The organism is Listeria rocourtiae FSL F6-920 (assembly GCF_000525975.1).
GTDB classification, from domain to species: Bacteria; Bacillota; Bacilli; order Lactobacillales; family Listeriaceae; genus Listeria_A; species Listeria_A rocourtiae.
This window is the reverse complement of record NZ_AODK01000004.1, coordinates 38,078-57,580: the sequence shown is the minus strand read 5'-3', so window position 1 is coordinate 57,580 and position 19,503 is coordinate 38,078. Positions and strand designations below refer to the sequence as shown.

Genomic DNA, 19,503 nt, shown 5'->3' with positions numbered 1-19,503 from the left:
GAGGAATAACTTTGACAATAAAAAAAAGCACAACATATTAAGATTATCCCACTTGGCGGTGTGGATGAAAGTGGAAAGAATTTATACGTAGCTGAAGTGGATGAATCTATTTATATTCTGGATACAGGCTTGATGTTCCCAGAAGACGAATTGTTGGGAATCGATGTCGTTATTCCAGACATTAAATACTTAGAGGATAATCAAGACCGGATCGAGGCTATTTTTCTAACGCACGGTCACGAAGATGCAATCGGAGCTTTACCATACGTTTTGGCCAAAATTAAGGCGCCAGTTTATGGAACAGAGTTGACGATTGCACTTGCCAAAGCAGCATTAAAAGAACATAAAAAAGTTCGCTTCAACGACTTCCATATTGTTGATGGAAAAACGAAATTATCATTCCCAAATATCGATGTAGAATTCTTCCGTACAACGCATTCCATTCCTGATTCTGTCGGTATTATTTTAAATACAAGTGAAGGCGCGATTGTTTATACAGGCGATTTCAAATTTGATCAATCCGCAAAACCAGGATATGAGACTAGCCTAGGTCGTATCGCTGAAATTGGTGAAAAAGGTGTGCTTGCATTACTTTCTGATAGCTCTGAAGCAGAACATGCCGGTGCTACATCAAGTGATAGCCTCATAGATGAAGAAATTCGCCACGCTTTTCATTCTGCGCCAGGACGCGTTATTGTAGCATGTGTGGCTTCTAATCTCGTTCGTTTACAACAAGTTCTGGATGCATCATTTGCGACAAATCGTAAAGTTGCAATCGTAGGGAAAGAATTAGAACGCGTTTTTGATATTTCGGTAAAATTGAACAAGATTCAGTTGCAGAGCGAAGAACTTGTTGTGCCATTAAAAGAAGCGAAAAAGCTACCAAAAGACAAGCTTGTCATCATTGAAACAGGTAATCTTGGCGAACCAATTCAATCATTACAACTGATGACAAAAGGTAAGCATCCAAAAATAAATGTCGAAAAAGGTGATACAATCTACATTACATCGACGCCATCCCCTTCATCGGAAACTATTTTAGCGAAAACGATTGATATGCTATATAAAGCAGATGCAACTGTATTAACGATGAACCGAGATTTATTTGTATCCGGTCATGGCAGTCAAGACGATTTAAAATTAATGTTAAACTTAATGAAACCAAAATACTTCATCCCAGTTCACGGTGAGTATCGGATGTTGATTGCACACGCTAAACTAGCGTATCAAGTTGGAATCCCGAAATCAAACGTATTCGTAGCTGGAAAAGGTGAAGTTATCGAGTATAAGAATGGCCGCATGAGCGCTGGAAACCGAGTATTTGCAGGGAATACATTGATTGATGGACTCGGTGTGGGGGATGTTGGGAATATTGTATTGCGCGATCGTAAATTATTATCAGAAGATGGTATTTTTATCGTTGTTGTTACGTTGAATCGTAAATCTAAAGCGATTATCTCTGGACCGGAAATCATTTCAAGAGGTTTCATCTACGTTCGTGAATCTGAGCATCTACTGGATAAATCATCCGAAGTCGTGACAAAGATTGTCGAGAAGAACTTACAAGATAAAGAATTTGAGTGGGCGAAACTAAAACAAGACATCCGCGACCAATTAAACCGATATTTGTTCGAACAAACGAAACGTAGGCCAATGATACTTCCGATAATTATGGAAGTTTAAAAGGGGAAACAGCCCATTAGAGCCAAAAAAGGTATAAAATCCAAAATCGGATTTTATACCTTTTTCTTTACTCATTTTCCAAATAATGCTCCATTTAGCTTACCTAGTTTTGCGAAAAATTAAGCTGGAACAGATTAATGAGACTTTTTTAAATTTTCATGATATTAGTGCGGTTAGTGTAGAAGAACGGTTATTTAATTTGTTTAAAAATAATGTGATTAATGCAAGAATGTTTTAGCCTTTTTTGTCTTATTTGAGGGAGATACTTTATAAGAGCTCCTGAAGGATTACATGCTCATAATATTTGCATGCATATTGAATCTCTAATTTAGCAAAAGATGCTTTATAAGAGCTTCAACATATGTTATAGTACAATAATAACAATCAAGCAAGCAAGGAGAGTTAAAACATGGCCATTTGGTTAACATTAATGGGCGTTTCATTTCTAGGGTTTATCGTTGGACTTATCATGCTATTCGCCCAATCACAGCGTAAAATCGGAATTTTTATCGTAACAGGGGCTAGTATTCTCATCATCATCTCTATTGTTGGTGTATTTATTTCATTTGCTAATTACAACAAGCTCCAAGAACAAGTTGCAAGTTATTCCTCTGATAGTAAGACCGGTAAAACGAAATCAGAAGGAATAGAAATATATAATGTGAATTGGCATAATAATGCAGATGGAATGGATAAGAAAATTTCAACGGTTGCTGTCGAGAAGAAGGTTGTACACGCTACAATGGAAGATAAAGATATGCCGGGGACACTCACGATTGCAATCGAAATCAAAAATAACACAAAAGATGAACTACTTACCTACCCGTTACAAGGTGAGCTAACAACAATCAATGGACAACAATTAGCTGCGGATATTATTTTATCAGATATTATCGATGGCAAAATGAAGCCGGGTGCTACAATCAAAGGGCGTATTGTGTTTCCGCTTGACAAACTAGATAAGGTCTCAGATATTCAGTGGTTTCAATTTTCATGGTCGACATACAATAAAGACAAGCTGATTAAAAGCGATACAGGGCGACTTCATTTGAAAAAATGATAAATAGCGCTTTCTTAACTGGGAAACTAGTAGAAAGTGCTATTTTTGATTTAAAAAAGAAGTTTATGTATACAATGCGTGCTCCATGAAGATCGAGCGAGCTGTGTCCGAATTCTAAAAAATACGAAGGACGGCCTATTCGTAATACTTATAGGCGTATTGGAGCTGTAACTATTGCATTTCGAACAGCCCCAACAAATGCAATAGAAAAAGCAGTAGACGTGCCAAATACGGTATTTCTACTGCTTTTTACTTACTCTGTCACATTTAGTGCTTCAGCAAGATACTCATCATATGAAATTTCTTTATTATAGAAGGAATCTTTGGATAGATTGATAATACGAGTTGCGACACTTTGCAAGAACTGGTGGTCATGTGATGCGAAAATCATCGCCCCTTTAAATTGAATCATACCGTTATTTAGCGCAGTAATTGATTCCAAATCTAAATGGTTGGTAGGTTCGTCCATCAATAGCACGTTGGCGCCAGAAAGCATGTTTTTCGATAGCATACAACGAACTTTTTCACCACCGGAAAGAACGCGAACTTTTTTCAATACTTCATCGCCACTAAACAGCATGCGACCTAGGAAACCGCGAAGGAAAGCCTCGCTATCATCTTGTGGTGAATATTGGCGTAACCATTCTACAAGATTTAAATCATTATCCTCGAAGAACTCTGAGTTATCTTTAGGGAAGTAGCTTTGCGTTGTTGTTACACCCCATTTATATTCGCCTTCATCAGGTTCCATTTCACCAGCAAGAATTTGGAAAAATACTGTTTTTGCAACTTCATCGTCACCAACAAGCGCAACTTTGTCATTACGATTGATGATAAAGCTCACGTTATCAAGCACTTTCACCCCATCAATTGTTTTTGAAAGGTTCGTCACAGTAAGGAGATCATTCCCAACTTCGCGGTCAGGATTGAATTGTACGAACGGATAGCGACGACTTGAAGGCTGAATATCCTCAAGTGTAATTTTATCAAGCATTTTCTTACGGCTAGTTGCTTGCTTTGATTTCGAAGCATTGGCCGAGAAACGTGCAATAAAAGCTTCCAATTCTTTAATCTTTTCCTCTTTCTTCTTGTTGCGATCGCCCATCATTGTTTGTGCTAATTGACTAGATTCATACCAGAAATCATAGTTACCGACGTACAGCTTAATTTTGCTGAAATCAAGATCAGCAATATGCGTACATACTTTATTAAGGAAATGACGGTCATGGGAAACCACGATAACCGTATTTTCAAAGTTGATTAAAAATTCTTCTAACCAATGAATCGCTTTAATGTCTAAATGGTTGGTAGGCTCATCCAGAAGTAAAATATCAGGCTTGCCGAATAGTGCTTGTGCTAGCAAAACCTTGACTTTTTCACTACCTGTAAGGTCTTTCATTAATTTATCGTGTAAGTCAGTAGTGATTCCAAGTCCGTTAAGCAAAACAGCAGCGTCAGGTTCTGCATCCCAACCATCAAGCTCCGCGAATTCACCTTCTAGCTCTGCAGCACGAATACCGTCTTCATCGCTGAAATCTTCTTTTGAATAAATCGCATCTTTTTCTGCCATGATTTTGAAAAGTTGCTCATGTCCGCGAATAACAGTTTTCAAAACAACTTCTTCATCATATTGGAAATGATCTTGTTTCAAAACAGTTAAACGTTCACCAGCTGGAATATGCACGTTACCACTTTGTGAATCAAGCTCACCAGAAAGCACCTTTAAGAAAGTAGATTTCCCCGCACCGTTTGCACCGATTAAGCCGTAACAATTTCCAGGTGTGAATTTAATGGAAACATCTTCAAACAATTTTTTATCGCCAAAACGTAAAGATACATTATTTACAGTTAACATTTTCGTCCTCCCAAATTCGCGCGTTCTCAACTGAAATTTTCATATTGAATGCCAAAAACGCAATTACTCCTATTCTATCACGAATACTCATGCAATGAAAGAGCAGGGAACTGGACTTTCTAAAATATACTGCTATAATGAGAACCAGATAGCCAAATAAGGCACCAATTTTACAAATTTTGGTGGATTGTTTGGGCATCCATGATTTGAGACTCAAAAAGAATCCATTTCATGAATAGACGTTACCACAGGGGGGGCCTTGGCTGAGATTGATTTCTGATTTTTAGGAATCTGACCCTTTGAACCTGTTCGTTAATACGAGCGTAGGGATTGTGGCGAATGAAGTTATATCTGATTACATAAGTTTGATGATTTGACTCCTTTCTTCTGCGGTACGTTTTTTTACCAAAAAAAGAAAGGGGTTTTTTTATGCGCAATACGCGATTGTTGGCAATGTTAGAATGTGCTATTTTTGCTTCATTAGCAATGGTTCTCAGCTTTATTCCAGTTGATTTCGGGTCGTCATTTTCGGTATCTTTAGGCATGATTCCGATGTATATCATTGCGATTAGGCGTGGCTTTTGGGCTGCTGGTTTTTCAGGATTATTGTGGGGGTTGCTTCATTTTGTGACTGGAAAAGCTTATATTTTGAGCCCGTTACAAGGATTTATTGAGTATATTGTTGCCTTTGCATTTATTGCTTTTGCTGGCTTGTTTGCGGTGCAAGTTCGTGGCTATTTGAAAGAGGAGAAGTTAGGCAAAGCGATTGGCTGGGCTTGGGGAACGATGGTTATTGGTGGCGTGGCACGGTATTTCTGGCATTATCTTGCGGGTGTCTTGTTTTGGGGAGCTTATGCTTTCAAAGGTTGGTCCGCGCAATTGTTTTCGATTGTGATGAATGGCGCGAGTTGCATTGCAACGATTATAGTCGCAGGAATTATTGTTAGCATCTTGATGAAAATCTCACCGAAGCTTTTTTTGCCTAAATAATTATGGTGCTAAAAAAATGGCTTTATACGGCGATGCTTATGGCAATTTCTTTTGTAGGAAGTAGTTTTATCTCTGTGCCAATTGGCTTTGCAAAAATTGCTCCTGTGCAACATTTGGTAAACTTGGTTAGTGCTGTGATGCTCGGGCCAGGATATGCTGTGGCGCAAGCATTTGGAACTTCTGCTTTACGGAATATCTTTGGAACAGGCACGGTTTTTGCATTTCCTGGGAGTATGATTGGCGCATTGTGCGCAGGGGTGATCTACAACTATACGAAAAAGCTCTGGTTAGCAACTGTCGGCGAAATGGTTGGGACGGGGATTCTCGGTGCTCTAATATGCTATCCTATTGCTCGACTATTTTTTACACAACAAATGACAATGTGGGTGTTTATTCCGTCGTTCTTCTTGAGTTCTCTCATTGGAGCGTTGATTGGCTATATTATCTTGAGAAAAATAGAAACCAGATTAACACTTACGAATCGATTTTTGTAAATAGCTACTATGATTTCTTTACGTACTACAATGTGGATAGAAAGGTTGTTATAGCACACTGAAGCACCTATCTCCTGGCCAGAGATAGGTGCTTCTTTTATTAGATGTTGCAGACGGATTATTTATTATGCTATATATAACAGTCTTTCTGAGTCTATTTATAGAGGATTAAGTGTCACTTTCCAATTTAGTAATTCAAATCTATATCTGCATCCAAATAAAAAGTCCCTCATTTCTCCATGTAAATCTTGTTTTTTATAAGAAATTTCAAAAGTTCCCTAAATGCCTATGAGTAGTGCATTTGGTGGAGCTTTTTTCTATAGTAATAGGCTTATATGAGGCGTGCTCATTCGCTTTTTAATTTTGGTTACGTTATAATGTGGATTAGAAAGGGCTGTGTTATTTGGAATAGAATCAACTTTTTGATTTCTTACTCGCTATAACTGTGTTCTAATTTATACAACCAGTTAAAAGTTGAGAGGCGTTTATTCCCAACTTTTATTTCTTTTTATCGGTAAGTTTTTCCTTTTTTTATGATAACAGAATGGAAATACATATATCGCGAGTCAAGGGGTTATTTGATTCACAGCTTTCACCTAGCATTGTGCTAGTCAATTAAACTCGGAGGTGTCTGGATTGCTAAGATTTGAGCATGTTTCAAAAATTTACAAAGGCGGTAAAACAGCGGTCAATGATCTAAACTTAGATATTGAACGTGGCGAGTTTATTTGTTTTATCGGGCCAAGTGGTTGCGGGAAGACAACAACGATGAAAATGATTAACCGCTTGATTGAACCAACGAATGGCCAAATTTTTATTAACGACAAGGATATTATGAAGGAAGATCCGGTGAAATTGCGTCGTTCGATTGGGTATGTTATTCAGCAGATTGGGCTGATGCCACATATGACAATTCGCGAAAATATTGTACTTGTTCCGAAACTTTTGAAATGGTCGGAAGAGAAGAAAAATGAACGAGCGGTAGAGCTGATTAAACTGGTCGATTTGCCGGAAGAATATTTAGATCGTTACCCATATGAGCTAAGTGGTGGACAGCAACAGCGGATTGGTGTGCTTCGGGCCCTTGCTGCGGAACAAAATTTGATTTTGATGGATGAGCCTTTTGGTGCGCTTGATCCAATTACGCGTGATTCGTTGCAAGAGGAATTTAAGAATTTGCAGAGAGAACTTGGAAAGACGATTATTTTTGTCACGCATGACATGGATGAGGCTATCAAACTTGCGGATCGAATTGTGATTATGCGAGGTGGCGAGATTGTACAATTTGACACGCCGGATGAGATTTTGCGTAATCCTGCTGATAAATTTGTGGAAGATTTCATTGGGAAAGATCGCTTGATTGAGGCACGACCTAACGTGACGAATGTAGAGCAAATCATGAATAAGGCACCTGTTTCGATTACGGCAGATAAATCGCTCCAAACGGCTATCCAATTAATGAAAGAGCGCCGTGTTGATACACTTCTTGTGACGGATGATCAAAATGTGTTGAAAGGGATTATTGATGTCGAGGCAATCGAGCATAACCGCCGGACTGCCACATCAGTCGTTGATATTTTAGATAAAAATGTTTTCTATGTACGAAAGGATGCCTTGCTACGCGATACAATGCAACGGATTTTAAAACGAGGCTTCAAGTATGTGCCAGTTGTCGACGAGAAAAATCGCTTAGTAGGAATTGTAACACGCGCGAGCCTTGTTGATATTGTTTATGATTCGATTTGGGGCGATTTAGAAGAAGCTGCGCAAGCGCTTGAAAAAGAAGAAGTACACGAGTAAAATAGGAGGTTATTTTTAATGGACGCGATAACACAATTTTTTCAAGACAACGGCCATGACCTGCTAGTAAAAACGTGGGAGCATCTCTATATTTCGCTTTCTGCGGTTATATTGGGGATTGTCGTGGCTGTACCGGTGGGCATTCTTTTAACACGTTCGCCAAAAATCGCTAATTTTGTAATCGGTATAGTTAGTGTGTTACAAACAGTACCATCACTTGCCATATTAGCTTTTATTATTCCAATTCTGGGTGTTGGTAAAATACCGGCGATTGTAGCATTGTTTATTTACTCTGTGTTACCAATTATGCGTAACACGTTTATCGGCGTTCGTGGTGTGGATAAAAATCTCATTGAATCGGGACGCGGCATGGGGATGACTTCTTGGCAACTCATCAAAAATGTCGAACTACCTAACTCGATTTCGGTCATTATGGCAGGTATTCGTTTATCTGCCGTTTACATCATCGCATGGGCAACGCTTGCCTCATATATTGGTGCAGGCGGGCTCGGTGACTTTATTTTTAACGGCTTGAATCTTTATCGCCCAGATTTAATTCTTGGAGGGGCGATTCCAGTTACAATTTTGGCGCTTTTAGTTGAATTTTTCCTAGGCAAATTAGAAGTTCGAATTACGCCCAAAGCAATTCGTGCAGCAAAAGAGAATATGTAAGGAGGGACAGTAAAATGATGAAAAAAACCGCTCAAACTTGCCGCTGTCATCCTGCTTGGCGTATCACTCTTATCGGCTTGTGCCCTGCCAGGACTTGGCGGAAGCACAGATGGCACGATTAAAGTTGGGACGATGTCAACGACGGAATCACAGATTGTAGGCAATATTGTGAAGCAATTGATTGAACATGAGACGGACTTAAAAGTAGAAATGGTGAACAATCTTGGTTCGTCTGTTGTGCAACACCAAGCGATGGTGAATGGTGATATTGATATCTCAGCTACGCGTTACACAGGAACCGATTTAGTTGGACCGCTTGGTGAAGAACCTATAAAAGACCCTGAAAAAGCAATGGAAGCCGTGCAAAAAGGCTTTTCGGAGCGTTTTGACCAATATTGGTTTGACTCCTACGGTTTTGCGAACACCTATGCTTTTATGGTACGACAAGATACCGCAAAAAAATACAATTTGAAGACAATTAGTGATATGCGTCCAGTGGAAGATCAACTTGTTGCAGGAGTTGATAATTCATGGATGGAGCGAGCTGGAGATGGATATAAGGCGTTTTCCACAGAATATGATATCACATTCAAGAAAATTTTCCCGATGCAAATCGGCTTAATTTACACGGCGCTTAAGAACAATCAGATGGATGTGGCGCTTGGTTACTCAACAGATGGTCGGATTCCAACGTATAATCTTGTTGTCCTAAAAGACGATAAGCAATTTTTCCCGCCATATGACGCATCCCCAATGGCTACCAATGCTATTTTAAAAGAACATCCAGAACTAAAAACAACGATTAATAAACTAGTTGGCACGATTTCAACGGAAGAAATGCAAAAATTAAACTACCAAGCAGATGGCGAACTGAAAGAACCGTCTATCGTTGCCAAGGAGTTTTTGAAGAAACATAATTACTTTGAAGATAAATAAGGAGGTGTCGACAAAATGGAAACTTTTTCACAACTCATTGACTATTATCAAAACAATGCAACCTATGTCATGGAGGCATTCTGGCGGCATTTCTTAATGAGTGCTTACGGCGTTATTTTTGCGGCAATTGTGGCGATTCCATTAGGTATTTACATTGCACGTAGGAAGAAACTAGCTGGCTGGGTTATTCAAACGGCGAACGTAATTCAAACAATTCCGGCCTTAGCATTGCTCGCCATGTTGATGCTCGTAATGGGACTAGGAACAAATACAGTGGTACTTTCCCTATTCCTTTATTCCATTTTACCAATCCTAAAAAATACGTACACAGGCATTCAAAATGTAGATGGTGCGCTACTAGAGTCAGGAAAAGCGATGGGGATGACGAAATGGCAAGTGCTTCGAATGATTGAAATCCCACTAGCACTTTCCGTTATCATGGCGGGGATTAGAAATGCCTTAGTTATCGCAATCGGTGTTGCAGCAATCGGTACTTTTGTTGGAGCTGGCGGACTTGGTGATATTATTGTCCGTGGAACGAATGCAACAAATGGAACGGCAATTATTCTAGCTGGGGCAATTCCAACGGCGCTGATGGCTGTTATGGCCGATGTGTTACTTGGTTGGGTCGAACGCAAATTAAATCCAGTAAAGAACAAAAAGAAAAAATTTATAGAAGCATTATAAATAAAAACGAACTATTATGACCTAAACGGGTTAATAGTTCGTTTTTTTTTTGTTTGATTAAAAAAGTTGTGTTTACAAAGTTAATTATCATTTGTGGAAACTCTGGAAGTTGTAAGAGCAGCATCTTCATTTTACACTTTTGTTAAAAATAATCCGAAATGTTCACAAAATTGTTGAATTCAAGCATTATTATCGAATTATTCTTTGCAATCTTTTAATACGAAATAGTCTGACTGATGATATGATAATTACTAAGAAGTAGTTTAATCTTACTTTGAGTAACAAGATAGGGATAACAATTTTAGAAAAGAGGAGATGGCAAATGATGAATACTAAGATTAAAGGAGCTTTTGCATTTATTTTGTTACTTACTGTAGTGGTGACTATCACTATGATGCAGCCCAAAGTAAATGCGGCAACATTGGAGAAAAAACTGTACACTTTAGAGGAGCCAACATGGCTAAAAAATCAAGGGTTTAGCAAAGGAATTAATCATGACAAACAAGATTTAGGCATTGTACTCCCTAAGGCTGGGGTTATAGAGATTAGACAAAAAAAATACGAACTTCAAAGGAAACGTCACTCTAGAATTATTAAATGATGATAACAAAACGGAGAGTTCTCAACCTATCGGAAGTTCGTGGGTAACTGTAACAGCTATCAATGACGCTGTACCTTTCGTTAGGACAGTCTACACGGCAGATAGGAATGCTCCTGTAGTGGAATATAAAGTAAGTGATAATATTATGGATTTACCAGTCTTTAAACAGGGAGATAGCGAGGCTAATTTTTTTAAAAAATGGGATACAACGAATGCTAGCTTCGGACTAATCGGTAATAAATACATCCAGATTTTAGTTCCAAAAGGAGATAAAGCTTACCTGAAAAAAATGAATGATTTCTCTTCTATCAATGCTTTACTAGCTTATTACGACAACGTATTTGAAACATACAATGAGCTTGCAGGTCTATCCTTCACACCACAAAAAGCGACAGATAAAAACATCCCAAATCGTTATTTTGCAAAAGCAGATAAAAATGGTGTTGGTGCAGGTTACTATGGAGATACTCATACCGCCGAAACAAGTTCATCTGTCATTGCTTTTTGGCTAAAACCAGGTTGGGGTGGACTTCATGAGATTGGACATGGCTACCAAGGAACGTTCATGGCGGATAATAATTTTTCTACAGGAGAGGTCTGGAATAATATTTACGCCAACTCCATGCAGAAAAAGAGTGGTTACTACAACGGTTGGCTCTATGAGGGAAATGTGGCGACACAAGAAACGGATTTTTATAAAAATGTTTATACGTCAAAAACACCAACAAATGATTGGAATTTTAGAAATAAACTGTATATGTTGACGCTTATGAAGGATAAAGCAGGAGATCAGGCTTTTACACATTTTAACCAATCGCATCGTGCTGAGGTAAATGAAAAGACAATTGGGGAAAACCCGCTAGTTCTAGATTTGTTGAGCAAGTATTTTGGAGAAGTGAGTAACTATAATTTCACCCCGTATCTAGAACTGGTTCAAGGATCTATGTCTAGAAACCAAAAAATGGAAAATCTCTATTCTGGGAATAAGGCTGTGTATCCTTTAGCATCACTTCTCTCCGGGGATAATTTGCAAAAAGCGAGAAAAGATATTGCTTTGGATACTAAATGGGGCTTAGTAAGTAACAATCAGCTTGAAAAATATAAAGTCGCGAATACTATGAATATCCAATTTACAATCAATGATTTCACACAAATCAAAGGTAGGACATTAAAAATTAAGGATGGAGAAGATGTAGTACGAGAAGTTAAGGTGACGGCACCGACAGTGACGATTAAAAATATGCCAATTGGAATCTATACGCTAGATATCCCTACAGGAGTCGATCGTTTTTATGAGCCATCAACAAACTATTTGGCTGTCTCAGACTTTAGCAACAATGTGACTATACAGATGGATGAACTGCGAACGTCAGATATTGCGACACAAGAACTGATTTTTAAAGGAATAAGTGATGCTATTTTTGCAAAAGCATCAGTGGATCCTGAGAAAGGGAATCTAGAGTTTGCTATTACAAAAAGTGACCCACATGTTTATTTTAAAGACGATTATGCCTCTATCCAAGTATTCAATGAGAATGGGCAGTCTGTTTTCAAGAGTGCTATGAATGGAGTTAAGACCGAGAAGGGTAAGTCCCAACTCGCGATTAAACCGGGTTTTACAATTAAAGTAATGCACCGAGAACCAACACGTTTCAGCATTACTGGAACAGCCACTAAACTTACGAACACCTCGGTCAATCAAGTATTCAAAGTAACAAAATACGGCTTAATCAGCGATTTGACAGGAGTAACGGCTCAAGATGCACTGATGAACTATAAACAAAAACTAGCGATATTTGCTTCCATAATCAGTGGTAACAGCAAATTCAAAAACGAAGATAATATTATCCTAAAATCAATGCTTAGAAAGGGGATTACCTATCTACCAGATACTGATCAAGCTAATTATCAAAAAAACTATACCGATCTAATTGCAGTAAAAAAAGAAAGCTCACAAACTATTTTGAGTGGGGAACAATTTCAGTTCCACCTGAAAGGCTATAGTGATTGGGAGTTTGCCAATGTGCGTATTAATTTGAGCACCATGAAAGCAACCATCACCCAAAATTTTGGTGAACCTCATTCTTATTTCACAGATGCATATGCCACAGTTAAGATTAATAACACTAGAGGTAAAGAAACTTTCAAGAAAGACTTCATTGGACGAGGCCGAGCTTTGGCAACGCAAAATAATGTGTCAATCGCTATTGGTGATTTTATTACGGTAGCTCACCAAGAATCTGATATACGCCTCTTTTTAAATAATGAAAAAACGGGAGAAAACTACGAAACATATAAAGCAGCAACATATCTTGTGACCATAGATGGACTTGAAAAGATAGATGCATCAGACATCCCAACACCGCCAGCAGAAGATCCATATATAACAATACCATTTTGATTTACGTTATACCTAGCAAGATAGAATCGGTATCTGCGAATCAAACGAGACATTTGGTAACATGCCGATTATTCTTATAAAAGCTTCTCTATGATTGATTTTCTTCTACGATAAAGGAGCCATAGCCTCCATAAAAATTTGTGTCTTTTTTATACATGTTATGTTTTTCTTTTGGGAAGTTTTCACCTGAATGACATGCTGTTCATGCAATGGTCACAAAATAAAAGAAAATCATGTTCACCTCAAAGTATACTTGTCAAGAAAAATTGACATAAAGATAAGCGAACTCAAGAATATCTTCTTTCAAATTTGACTGGAAAGAAGCTATAAAAGAAGAGTGCACTCGCTTTGTGTTGTAGCAGGTCTCAATATATCTGAATATTTCTAGCTGGGCTTTTTCAGGATTGTCAAAATTGACATCATGGATAAGCTCTTTTTTTAGTATTTTATAGAAAGATTCCATGAACGTATTATCATAGGGGCTTCCTTTTCGACTCACGTTAGAAATAATTTTATGTTTTCTTAATCTAGCTTGGAAATTACCGCTAGTATATTGTGAAAATCCCTAAAAATATAGCTAAATAAAGCCCCCTTTTTTCGTTGATATATGCGTAATATCTCCCAGATTTCAGAAATAATAGAGAGCGCATGGATTTGCCATTCAGAAACTCAAACAATGGTGGTTAGAAGAAGATTCTTCAGGTGTCGAAAACGAAATAACGCTCTTAGAAAAATTATCGAAAAGCGAAATAATAAGTCTAATTCTTAGAAATTGCCAAATAAAAAGTTGACACGTCACCTTTTGGTGTCGTATAATAAACATGACAATAAAAGGTGTCCTATTTTTATGAATGAACATTAGAGAAGAAAAGGTGGTGTGTATGCTTAGTGAAAAAGGCCAAGTAAGGGATGTCTATGACGCTGTTGCCGATCTAACGAGGCGGAAGATACTTCAAATACTGAACGAAGTAGAAGAATTACCCCTATACGAAATAACGGTTCATTTTAATATGGGTCGCACAGCCGTCTCCAAGCATTTGGCTATTTTGAAAGAAGCCAATCTCGTGGTGGCACGAAAAGTGGGACGTGAAACCAGATACCGGTTAAACGCCCAGCCACTACAGGAAATTCAAGACTGGGTATCGTATTACGAAGGATTTTGGAAAGAACGAATGTTAAAATTAAATCAATTATTGGAGGAACAAAATATGAAACCAGATGTATCATTAGATTTTAAGTTCACAAGCTCAGTAGAAAAAGTATGGTACGCACTAACAGACTCAGATATGCTCGCGAAATGGATTTGGAATAACGACTTCAAAGCAGTTGTAGGGCACAAATTCCAATTCCGCGCAGAACCTTCTGAATGGTGGGATGGCATTGTCAATTGCGAAGTCTTGAATATCGATGAGCCAAATTCAATCACATATACGTGGGCAAGTGCTGGTGAAATGACTACAGTCACTTGGACAGTCACTAAAAATGCGGACGGCACCGTACAGTTACGTTTAGACCAAAGTGGCTTCAGTGAGGAAACAAAATCGCGTCCAGGTGCTATCGAGGGTGCGACCTACGCATGGACAGAGATGGGTAACAAGCTTGGGACTGTCTTGTCATAAGTGAATGAATAGAGCGTGATTCTAAAAAATGGAATTACGCTCTTTCTTTGTGAGGAGCTATTCGAAGTTGAACTTACATAACGAGTTATGCGATAATTATGTTTAAGCGTCATAACTAGATTGAAGAATGGAGAAGATACGCTAATGAAAATAAATCAATTAATTGCTAACAATATCGATCACCTGGATACGGAATTACCAACAGAAAAATCGTTGGGAATCGCCGGATTATCTGGGTCAGGAAAAACGACTTTTTGCCAGACAATTGGTGAAGAATCTAAGAAACGTCTTGTATCGCTATTACCGAAAGCAGAATATCAATATCTATTTCCTGAAATTATGGATACGAATTTTAGCGCTATCAAAATGGAAGAGATGCCACTCGTCCTTTTTTTAGGAAAGTCATCTATTTCATCTAATCCGCGTTCTACGATTGGAACGCATACAGGTGTGTTTAAAGAAATTCGTGTCACAATGGCAGAGAAATTTGATTTATCACCAGAGCTTTTTTCGTTTAATAATGTGCTAGGTTGGTGTACTGGTTGTAAAGGGCGCGGAAGTAATAGTAATGTGACTTGTAAAAAGTGTGAAGGAAAACGTTTTAATCCAGAAGTTGAGACGTATAAAATTGAATTATTAGGAAGCGAACATAGTATTTCTGATGTGAATAATTTAAGTATGGAAACGTTACTTTCACTTAAAGAAGAATTAAATCTGAGCGAAGGAAAACAACATATTCTGCAAAATATTATTAACATGAATATTGGTTATTTAACGCTAAACCGCATTATGGGAACACTATCTGGTGGCGAATTAACGCGTCTTTATTTGGCTGAATTTATGGCAACAAGCGAAAATACGGTTATTATTATCGATGAAATCTCGGTTGGTTTAGATCACCAAACTTTGTTGAAAATTCTAGAACAAATTAAACAGTTGGGCTATAAAAATCAAATTTGGCTAATTGATCATTCCGATACAGTACTTGATGCAACGGATGAGCAACTATTTTTCGGACCTGGAAGTGGGAAGTATGGTGGGAAATTAGTAGAAGAGTCGCCGCGACCAGCACCAGTTCATGTCGGGAGAAATCAGGAAACACCTGTGGAATACTATCAATTTAAAGACCTTCATTGCCGTAATATTCAAATGGAAGAGATACAAATTCCGAAAAACAGACTTGTAACGTTTACCGGCGAATCCGGATGTGGGAAATCGACGCTGGTGAACGAATGCATCGCAAAAGATTTCTTAAAACGCTATCCGAAAGATAAATTAGTTATGGTTGGGCAAAATCGCAATCAATCGATTACAAGCCGTTCCACCGTTGCAACATTCCTTGATATTAAGAAAAAACTGACGAAATACACTGATGACATCGACGCAATTTTTGAACGTTCGATTGAGGATATTATTGATGAGTTGCCAAAACAAGATCTTGCGCACAAACGTTTGAGTTTACTGATAAAATTAGGTTTGGGGTATTTGACGCTAGAGAGAAAAACACAGACACTGTCCACGGGAGAATTCCAATGTGTGCACTTAGTTTCAGAACTATTTTCGGGCTCTAAAAATCCACATACACTATTCATTTTTGACGAACCATCTAAGGGGCTGTCGCAAAATATTCTAAACCAGTTTATTGATAGTATTCGAGTGATTTTGCACGATAAATCAGTTTCTATGGTAATGATTGAGCATAATGATTATATGCTAGACGCCTCCGATTTCATTGTGGATTTTGGAAAAAGGCAAATCGAGCCTGTCAAAAAATTGGATATTGTAACACATGAAGAATTTTATCGGCAGAAAGATAGAGAGGCTAATATACAGCCCGCTCCTATTACATCTATGTTAAAAGAACAAACAGGTATTCACTATCTGGAAAAAGATCATATTGCCTACTTCAAAAACGCAGAAAACATTTACAAAGGCGGAATTCTAAAAAGTCTATCATCCATGGCCCGCTTAATTTACGGCGAGTTTGAATCAGAAAAAATCGCGCCTGTAGTCGCAATTGATTTGGAACGGCATTTGTATAGTCAATACAGTTTTCTTTTTGAGATGGGTGGGCTAATTAATCATATTGTGGCAGCGCATCCGACCAATAAGGATACGAGAAGCTTTGATTTTTATTCAGCAGATAACCATTGCCCTTACTGCTCTGGCCGACGTGTCATTGAAAAATTTGATTTTGAGGTCGTGATTCAAGACGGTAATGCACCATTTTGGGAAGGTATGTTGCATCCAGAAGTTATGAAAGTCTTAGAATTTTTCCAATTCCAGAAGATTGAATTTTTGTTTGCAGAAATAAAAAACGAACTTGGTCATGATTTAAGCAAGCCGTATAATCAACTGACAGAAGCAGAAAAACACACATTCTTATACGGTTACTGGGAGAAATCGTTTTATGATAAAGCTGGTAAGGCAACGAGAACGTGGCAAGGATTTAATCAAATTATCGGTCGCTACATCGTGATTTCCAAATCAATTATTAAAGAACAAATGAAGGAAACACGTGAGATGGTAACTTGCCCGATTTGCGAAGGAAGCGTTCTAGGACATCATAAACAATTAATGTTTGGCGAGACAGACATTCGTGAATTAATTCAGCAGCCAGTTGACCAAGTAATCGCAACAGTTGGCGCGCTCCCAGAACTAGAGCGGGTAAAGGAAATCGTTGGTGGAAATATGCCACTAACAGAAGACGTCTCTTTACTTCCACGCGAACAACAAGTGGCTTTAAAGATGCTAGAACTAGAGCAAGCTAGCTTTGTTGGTTATGAAATGGTATTACAAAACGTGATTCCATTTTGGGATAAAATAGAGCGTAATCTTGTAGCTATAAGCAAGAAAAACCAGGTGACTATTTGTGATTTTGCCAATATAAACGAGACACGAGAAATGATTATCGATTCCTATTTCGTCAATGGTAAATACAAAAAATTAACCTATGTTTATGAAGCATTTGGCTATAAAAAAATCGTCACGCAAATAAATAAGGTGAAAAAAGCCCAACCATGCCCGTTCTGCAAAGGAAAGAAAATTATTTCCGAAGATGGACTGCATGACGGCGTTCAAAAGTTATCCATACCGTGCGTGACGTGCTCTGCTACAGGCATTAACGATGAGGGGCTAAAAGAAGTTGTGGAAGGCATCAAAGTCGGAACGTGGCTGACAGGAACAGTGCGTGATGTGGTGGCAGAAGAGTCATTCACAGATGCAGTTGCTGACATTCTAATTTTCAATCGCATCCGTGAGTTAAATAAACAAGAAATGATGGCCGTTTACGAATGTCTAGAACAAAATAATTAAGAAAAGCCCCATGTCACCGACTTTGATCAGTCAGACACGGGGCTATATAACTTTTTTAGAAGAGCGTCAAGAAATAAATAATGATATAGATAACACCAATAATTGCTGGAATAATGGAAGCCATCATCAGGAAAATCTGATACATCGGTTTGCGCTTCATCTGCATTCCCTTAATGCTCAAATAAAATCCAAGGCAGCCACAACTGCCCATTAGAATTGCGACGATAAATAACAGGCTTTCAGGCCATGCCACATTATACATAAAATATAAACAAATATAGCCAAACAAGATAAATAAAATATTAATATCAACAAGCGCTCTCCATTTTTCATTTTTAGGCATATCCGCGACAACTCCTTACACAAGCAAGTATAGCTAAAATAAAGGGCTTATGCAAATCGATATATATAGATGACAATAATTTTATTATGTAAACAAAGGCTTTTGAAAACTTTTCCCTGACATTTTAGTCATTTTCATTTATAATGAAAGGATAGGAACAGAATTGCTGATTGAAGGTGATATCGATGGTAAATAAAAATCCAAAAGTATATAAAAAAAATGTTAGAGAACAATCATACATTGCCGTATAAAGTCCGTGTAGGTGGGCAGTTGTATGAAGTGATTGTCTATTCCATGCTCGGAAAAATTGCGGGCATTATTGTTGCTAATCTAGATGGTTTGACCGTCAATCGGGATACAGCCGAAAGAGTAATTATAGAGGTGCAAAAATATAGTTTTTACTTCGACTACTTAAAAAAGCGCGCGCAAATCATGAAAGAGCGGGATAGCATTACAGCAGAGCGTATTGAAGGCGTGCAACGGATTTTGAATGAAAAAGGGCTCTTTGGTAAGAAATTGCAGTCAGAAATAGATGAATTGAATTTAGCGCTTGAGGTTTACAAGCAACAACAACGCAAATTAGATATTTATCAAGAGGACATTGCCCTTTTGAATGAAAAGGTGGAAGCGCAGCAGGAAATTTTGGAAGAGGATTGGAATCATGCAGAGGACTTGTCGCTCGCTTATGCTATGGCAGCGTATGGTCAAAGCCTTTACTTAGAGAAAACACGTGATACTCGTAAAAAAATGTTGAAGTGGACACAATTGCACGGTAAGATGCTACCCGCTGATCAGCGCCGTGCTTTATCGAAATTAGCATTTGTTCTTAGTGAAGCCCAAGCAGGCCATATTTTTGAGCAAATTATTTCTTTAATACCCATGCTTGAAAATGATTTGAAGTTGAATCGCAATCAGGATATCCCAGCTCGTGTAAAGGATTATGGTAAGGCATATGAAGCTCATTGCCGTGTATACGAACCACCAATGGATAAGATTAGACCTTTAATTCGAAATAAGAAAGCCTAGAAATGGCGTAAGAAAGGTAAG

The 19,503-nt window shown here is 38.1% G+C and carries 15 protein-coding genes, 2 pseudogenes and 1 riboswitch; of the genes and pseudogenes, 14 read left to right on the top strand and 3 right to left on the bottom strand.

From position 1 onward, the window contains the following. The first annotated feature begins 36 nt into the window (after window positions 1-36). A complete protein-coding gene (locus tag PROCOU_RS01105; protein WP_036069123.1) occupies window positions 37-1,683 on the top strand; it encodes a ribonuclease J in 1,647 nt (548 codons plus the stop codon). Window positions 1,684-2,092: 409 nt separating this feature from the next. Beyond that, window positions 2,093-2,743 (top strand): DUF4352 domain-containing protein, encoded by a 651-nt coding sequence (locus PROCOU_RS01100; RefSeq protein WP_036069122.1) that lies wholly within the window; start codon window positions 2,093-2,095, stop codon window positions 2,741-2,743. Between the two features lie 253 nt (window positions 2,744-2,996). Here PROCOU_RS01100 and PROCOU_RS01095 read toward each other — a convergent pair whose 3' ends face one another. Further along, window positions 2,997-4,598, bottom strand: coding sequence for an ABC-F family ATP-binding cassette domain-containing protein (locus PROCOU_RS01095; protein WP_036069120.1), 1,602 nt, complete (start codon window positions 4,596-4,598; stop codon window positions 2,997-2,999). Between the two features lie 240 nt (window positions 4,599-4,838). Further along, a riboswitch (TPP riboswitch) is annotated at window positions 4,839-4,946 on the top strand. Window positions 4,947-5,027: 81 nt separating this feature from the next. Between PROCOU_RS01095 and thiT the strand changes: the two genes are divergently transcribed. The 8 genes from thiT to PROCOU_RS16210 all read left to right on the top strand — a co-directional run bounded on the left by thiT (window position 5,028) and on the right by PROCOU_RS16210 (window position 13,179). Then, window positions 5,028-5,588, top strand: a complete 561-nt coding sequence (gene thiT, locus PROCOU_RS01090; RefSeq protein WP_036069119.1) for an energy-coupled thiamine transporter ThiT — start codon at window positions 5,028-5,030, stop codon at window positions 5,586-5,588. 2 nt (window positions 5,589-5,590) lie between these two features. Then, the gene (thiW, locus tag PROCOU_RS01085) at window positions 5,591-6,082 is read left to right on the top strand and encodes an energy coupling factor transporter S component ThiW (protein ID WP_036069118.1); all 492 of its coding nucleotides are present in this window, start codon (window positions 5,591-5,593) and stop codon (window positions 6,080-6,082) included. A gap of 636 nt (window positions 6,083-6,718) precedes the next feature. After that, window positions 6,719-7,882, top strand: coding sequence for a betaine/proline/choline family ABC transporter ATP-binding protein (locus PROCOU_RS01080; protein ID WP_036069117.1), 1,164 nt, complete (start codon window positions 6,719-6,721; stop codon window positions 7,880-7,882). An 18-nt stretch (window positions 7,883-7,900) separates the two neighbouring features. Next, entirely contained in the window at window positions 7,901-8,554 is a 654-nt protein-coding gene (locus PROCOU_RS01075) for an ABC transporter permease (RefSeq protein ID WP_036069116.1), read from the top strand. A 48-nt stretch (window positions 8,555-8,602) separates the two neighbouring features. Then, a complete protein-coding gene (locus PROCOU_RS01070; RefSeq protein WP_036069115.1) occupies window positions 8,603-9,490 on the top strand; it encodes an osmoprotectant ABC transporter substrate-binding protein in 888 nt (295 codons plus the stop codon). A 15-nt stretch (window positions 9,491-9,505) separates the two neighbouring features. Further along, window positions 9,506-10,177: an ABC transporter permease gene (locus PROCOU_RS01065; RefSeq protein ID WP_036069114.1), complete on the top strand. Its 672-nt coding sequence runs from the start codon at window positions 9,506-9,508 to the stop codon at window positions 10,175-10,177. Between the two features lie 322 nt (window positions 10,178-10,499). Further along, complete coding sequence (locus PROCOU_RS16215) at window positions 10,500-10,778, top strand: hypothetical protein (protein WP_051994040.1); 279 nt, start codon at window positions 10,500-10,502, stop codon at window positions 10,776-10,778. Between the two features lie 118 nt (window positions 10,779-10,896). Then, entirely contained in the window at window positions 10,897-13,179 is a 2,283-nt protein-coding gene (locus PROCOU_RS16210) for a putative mucin/carbohydrate-binding domain-containing protein (protein WP_051994037.1), read from the top strand. Between the two features lie 256 nt (window positions 13,180-13,435). Here PROCOU_RS16210 and PROCOU_RS01055 read toward each other — a convergent pair. Then, window positions 13,436-13,738 (bottom strand): annotated as a pseudogene (locus PROCOU_RS01055) (IS3 family transposase); the annotation flags it as partial. A gap of 292 nt (window positions 13,739-14,030) precedes the next feature. Between PROCOU_RS01055 and PROCOU_RS19000 the strand changes: the two are divergent. From PROCOU_RS19000 to PROCOU_RS01045, 3 genes and pseudogenes are all read left to right on the top strand, one after another. Beyond that, a pseudogene (locus PROCOU_RS19000) lies at window positions 14,031-14,249 on the top strand (ArsR family transcriptional regulator); the annotation flags it as partial. 138 nt (window positions 14,250-14,387) lie between these two features. Then, the gene (locus PROCOU_RS18995) at window positions 14,388-14,798 is read left to right on the top strand and encodes an SRPBCC family protein (RefSeq protein ID WP_051994074.1); all 411 of its coding nucleotides are present in this window, start codon (window positions 14,388-14,390) and stop codon (window positions 14,796-14,798) included. A 144-nt stretch (window positions 14,799-14,942) separates the two neighbouring features. After that, window positions 14,943-18,113, top strand: coding sequence for an ATP-binding cassette domain-containing protein (locus PROCOU_RS01045; RefSeq protein ID WP_036069109.1), 3,171 nt, complete (start codon window positions 14,943-14,945; stop codon window positions 18,111-18,113). A 55-nt stretch (window positions 18,114-18,168) separates the two neighbouring features. Here the strand turns inward: PROCOU_RS01045 and PROCOU_RS01040 are convergent, their stop codons facing one another. Next, the gene (locus tag PROCOU_RS01040) at window positions 18,169-18,456 is read right to left on the bottom strand and encodes a hypothetical protein (RefSeq protein ID WP_036069107.1); all 288 of its coding nucleotides are present in this window, start codon (window positions 18,454-18,456) and stop codon (window positions 18,169-18,171) included. 219 nt (window positions 18,457-18,675) lie between these two features. On the opposite strand from PROCOU_RS01040, the gene PROCOU_RS01035 reads away from it, so the two are divergent. Further along, entirely contained in the window at window positions 18,676-19,482 is an 807-nt protein-coding gene (locus PROCOU_RS01035; protein WP_036069105.1) for a hypothetical protein, read from the top strand. The last annotated feature ends 21 nt before the right edge of the window (window positions 19,483-19,503 follow it).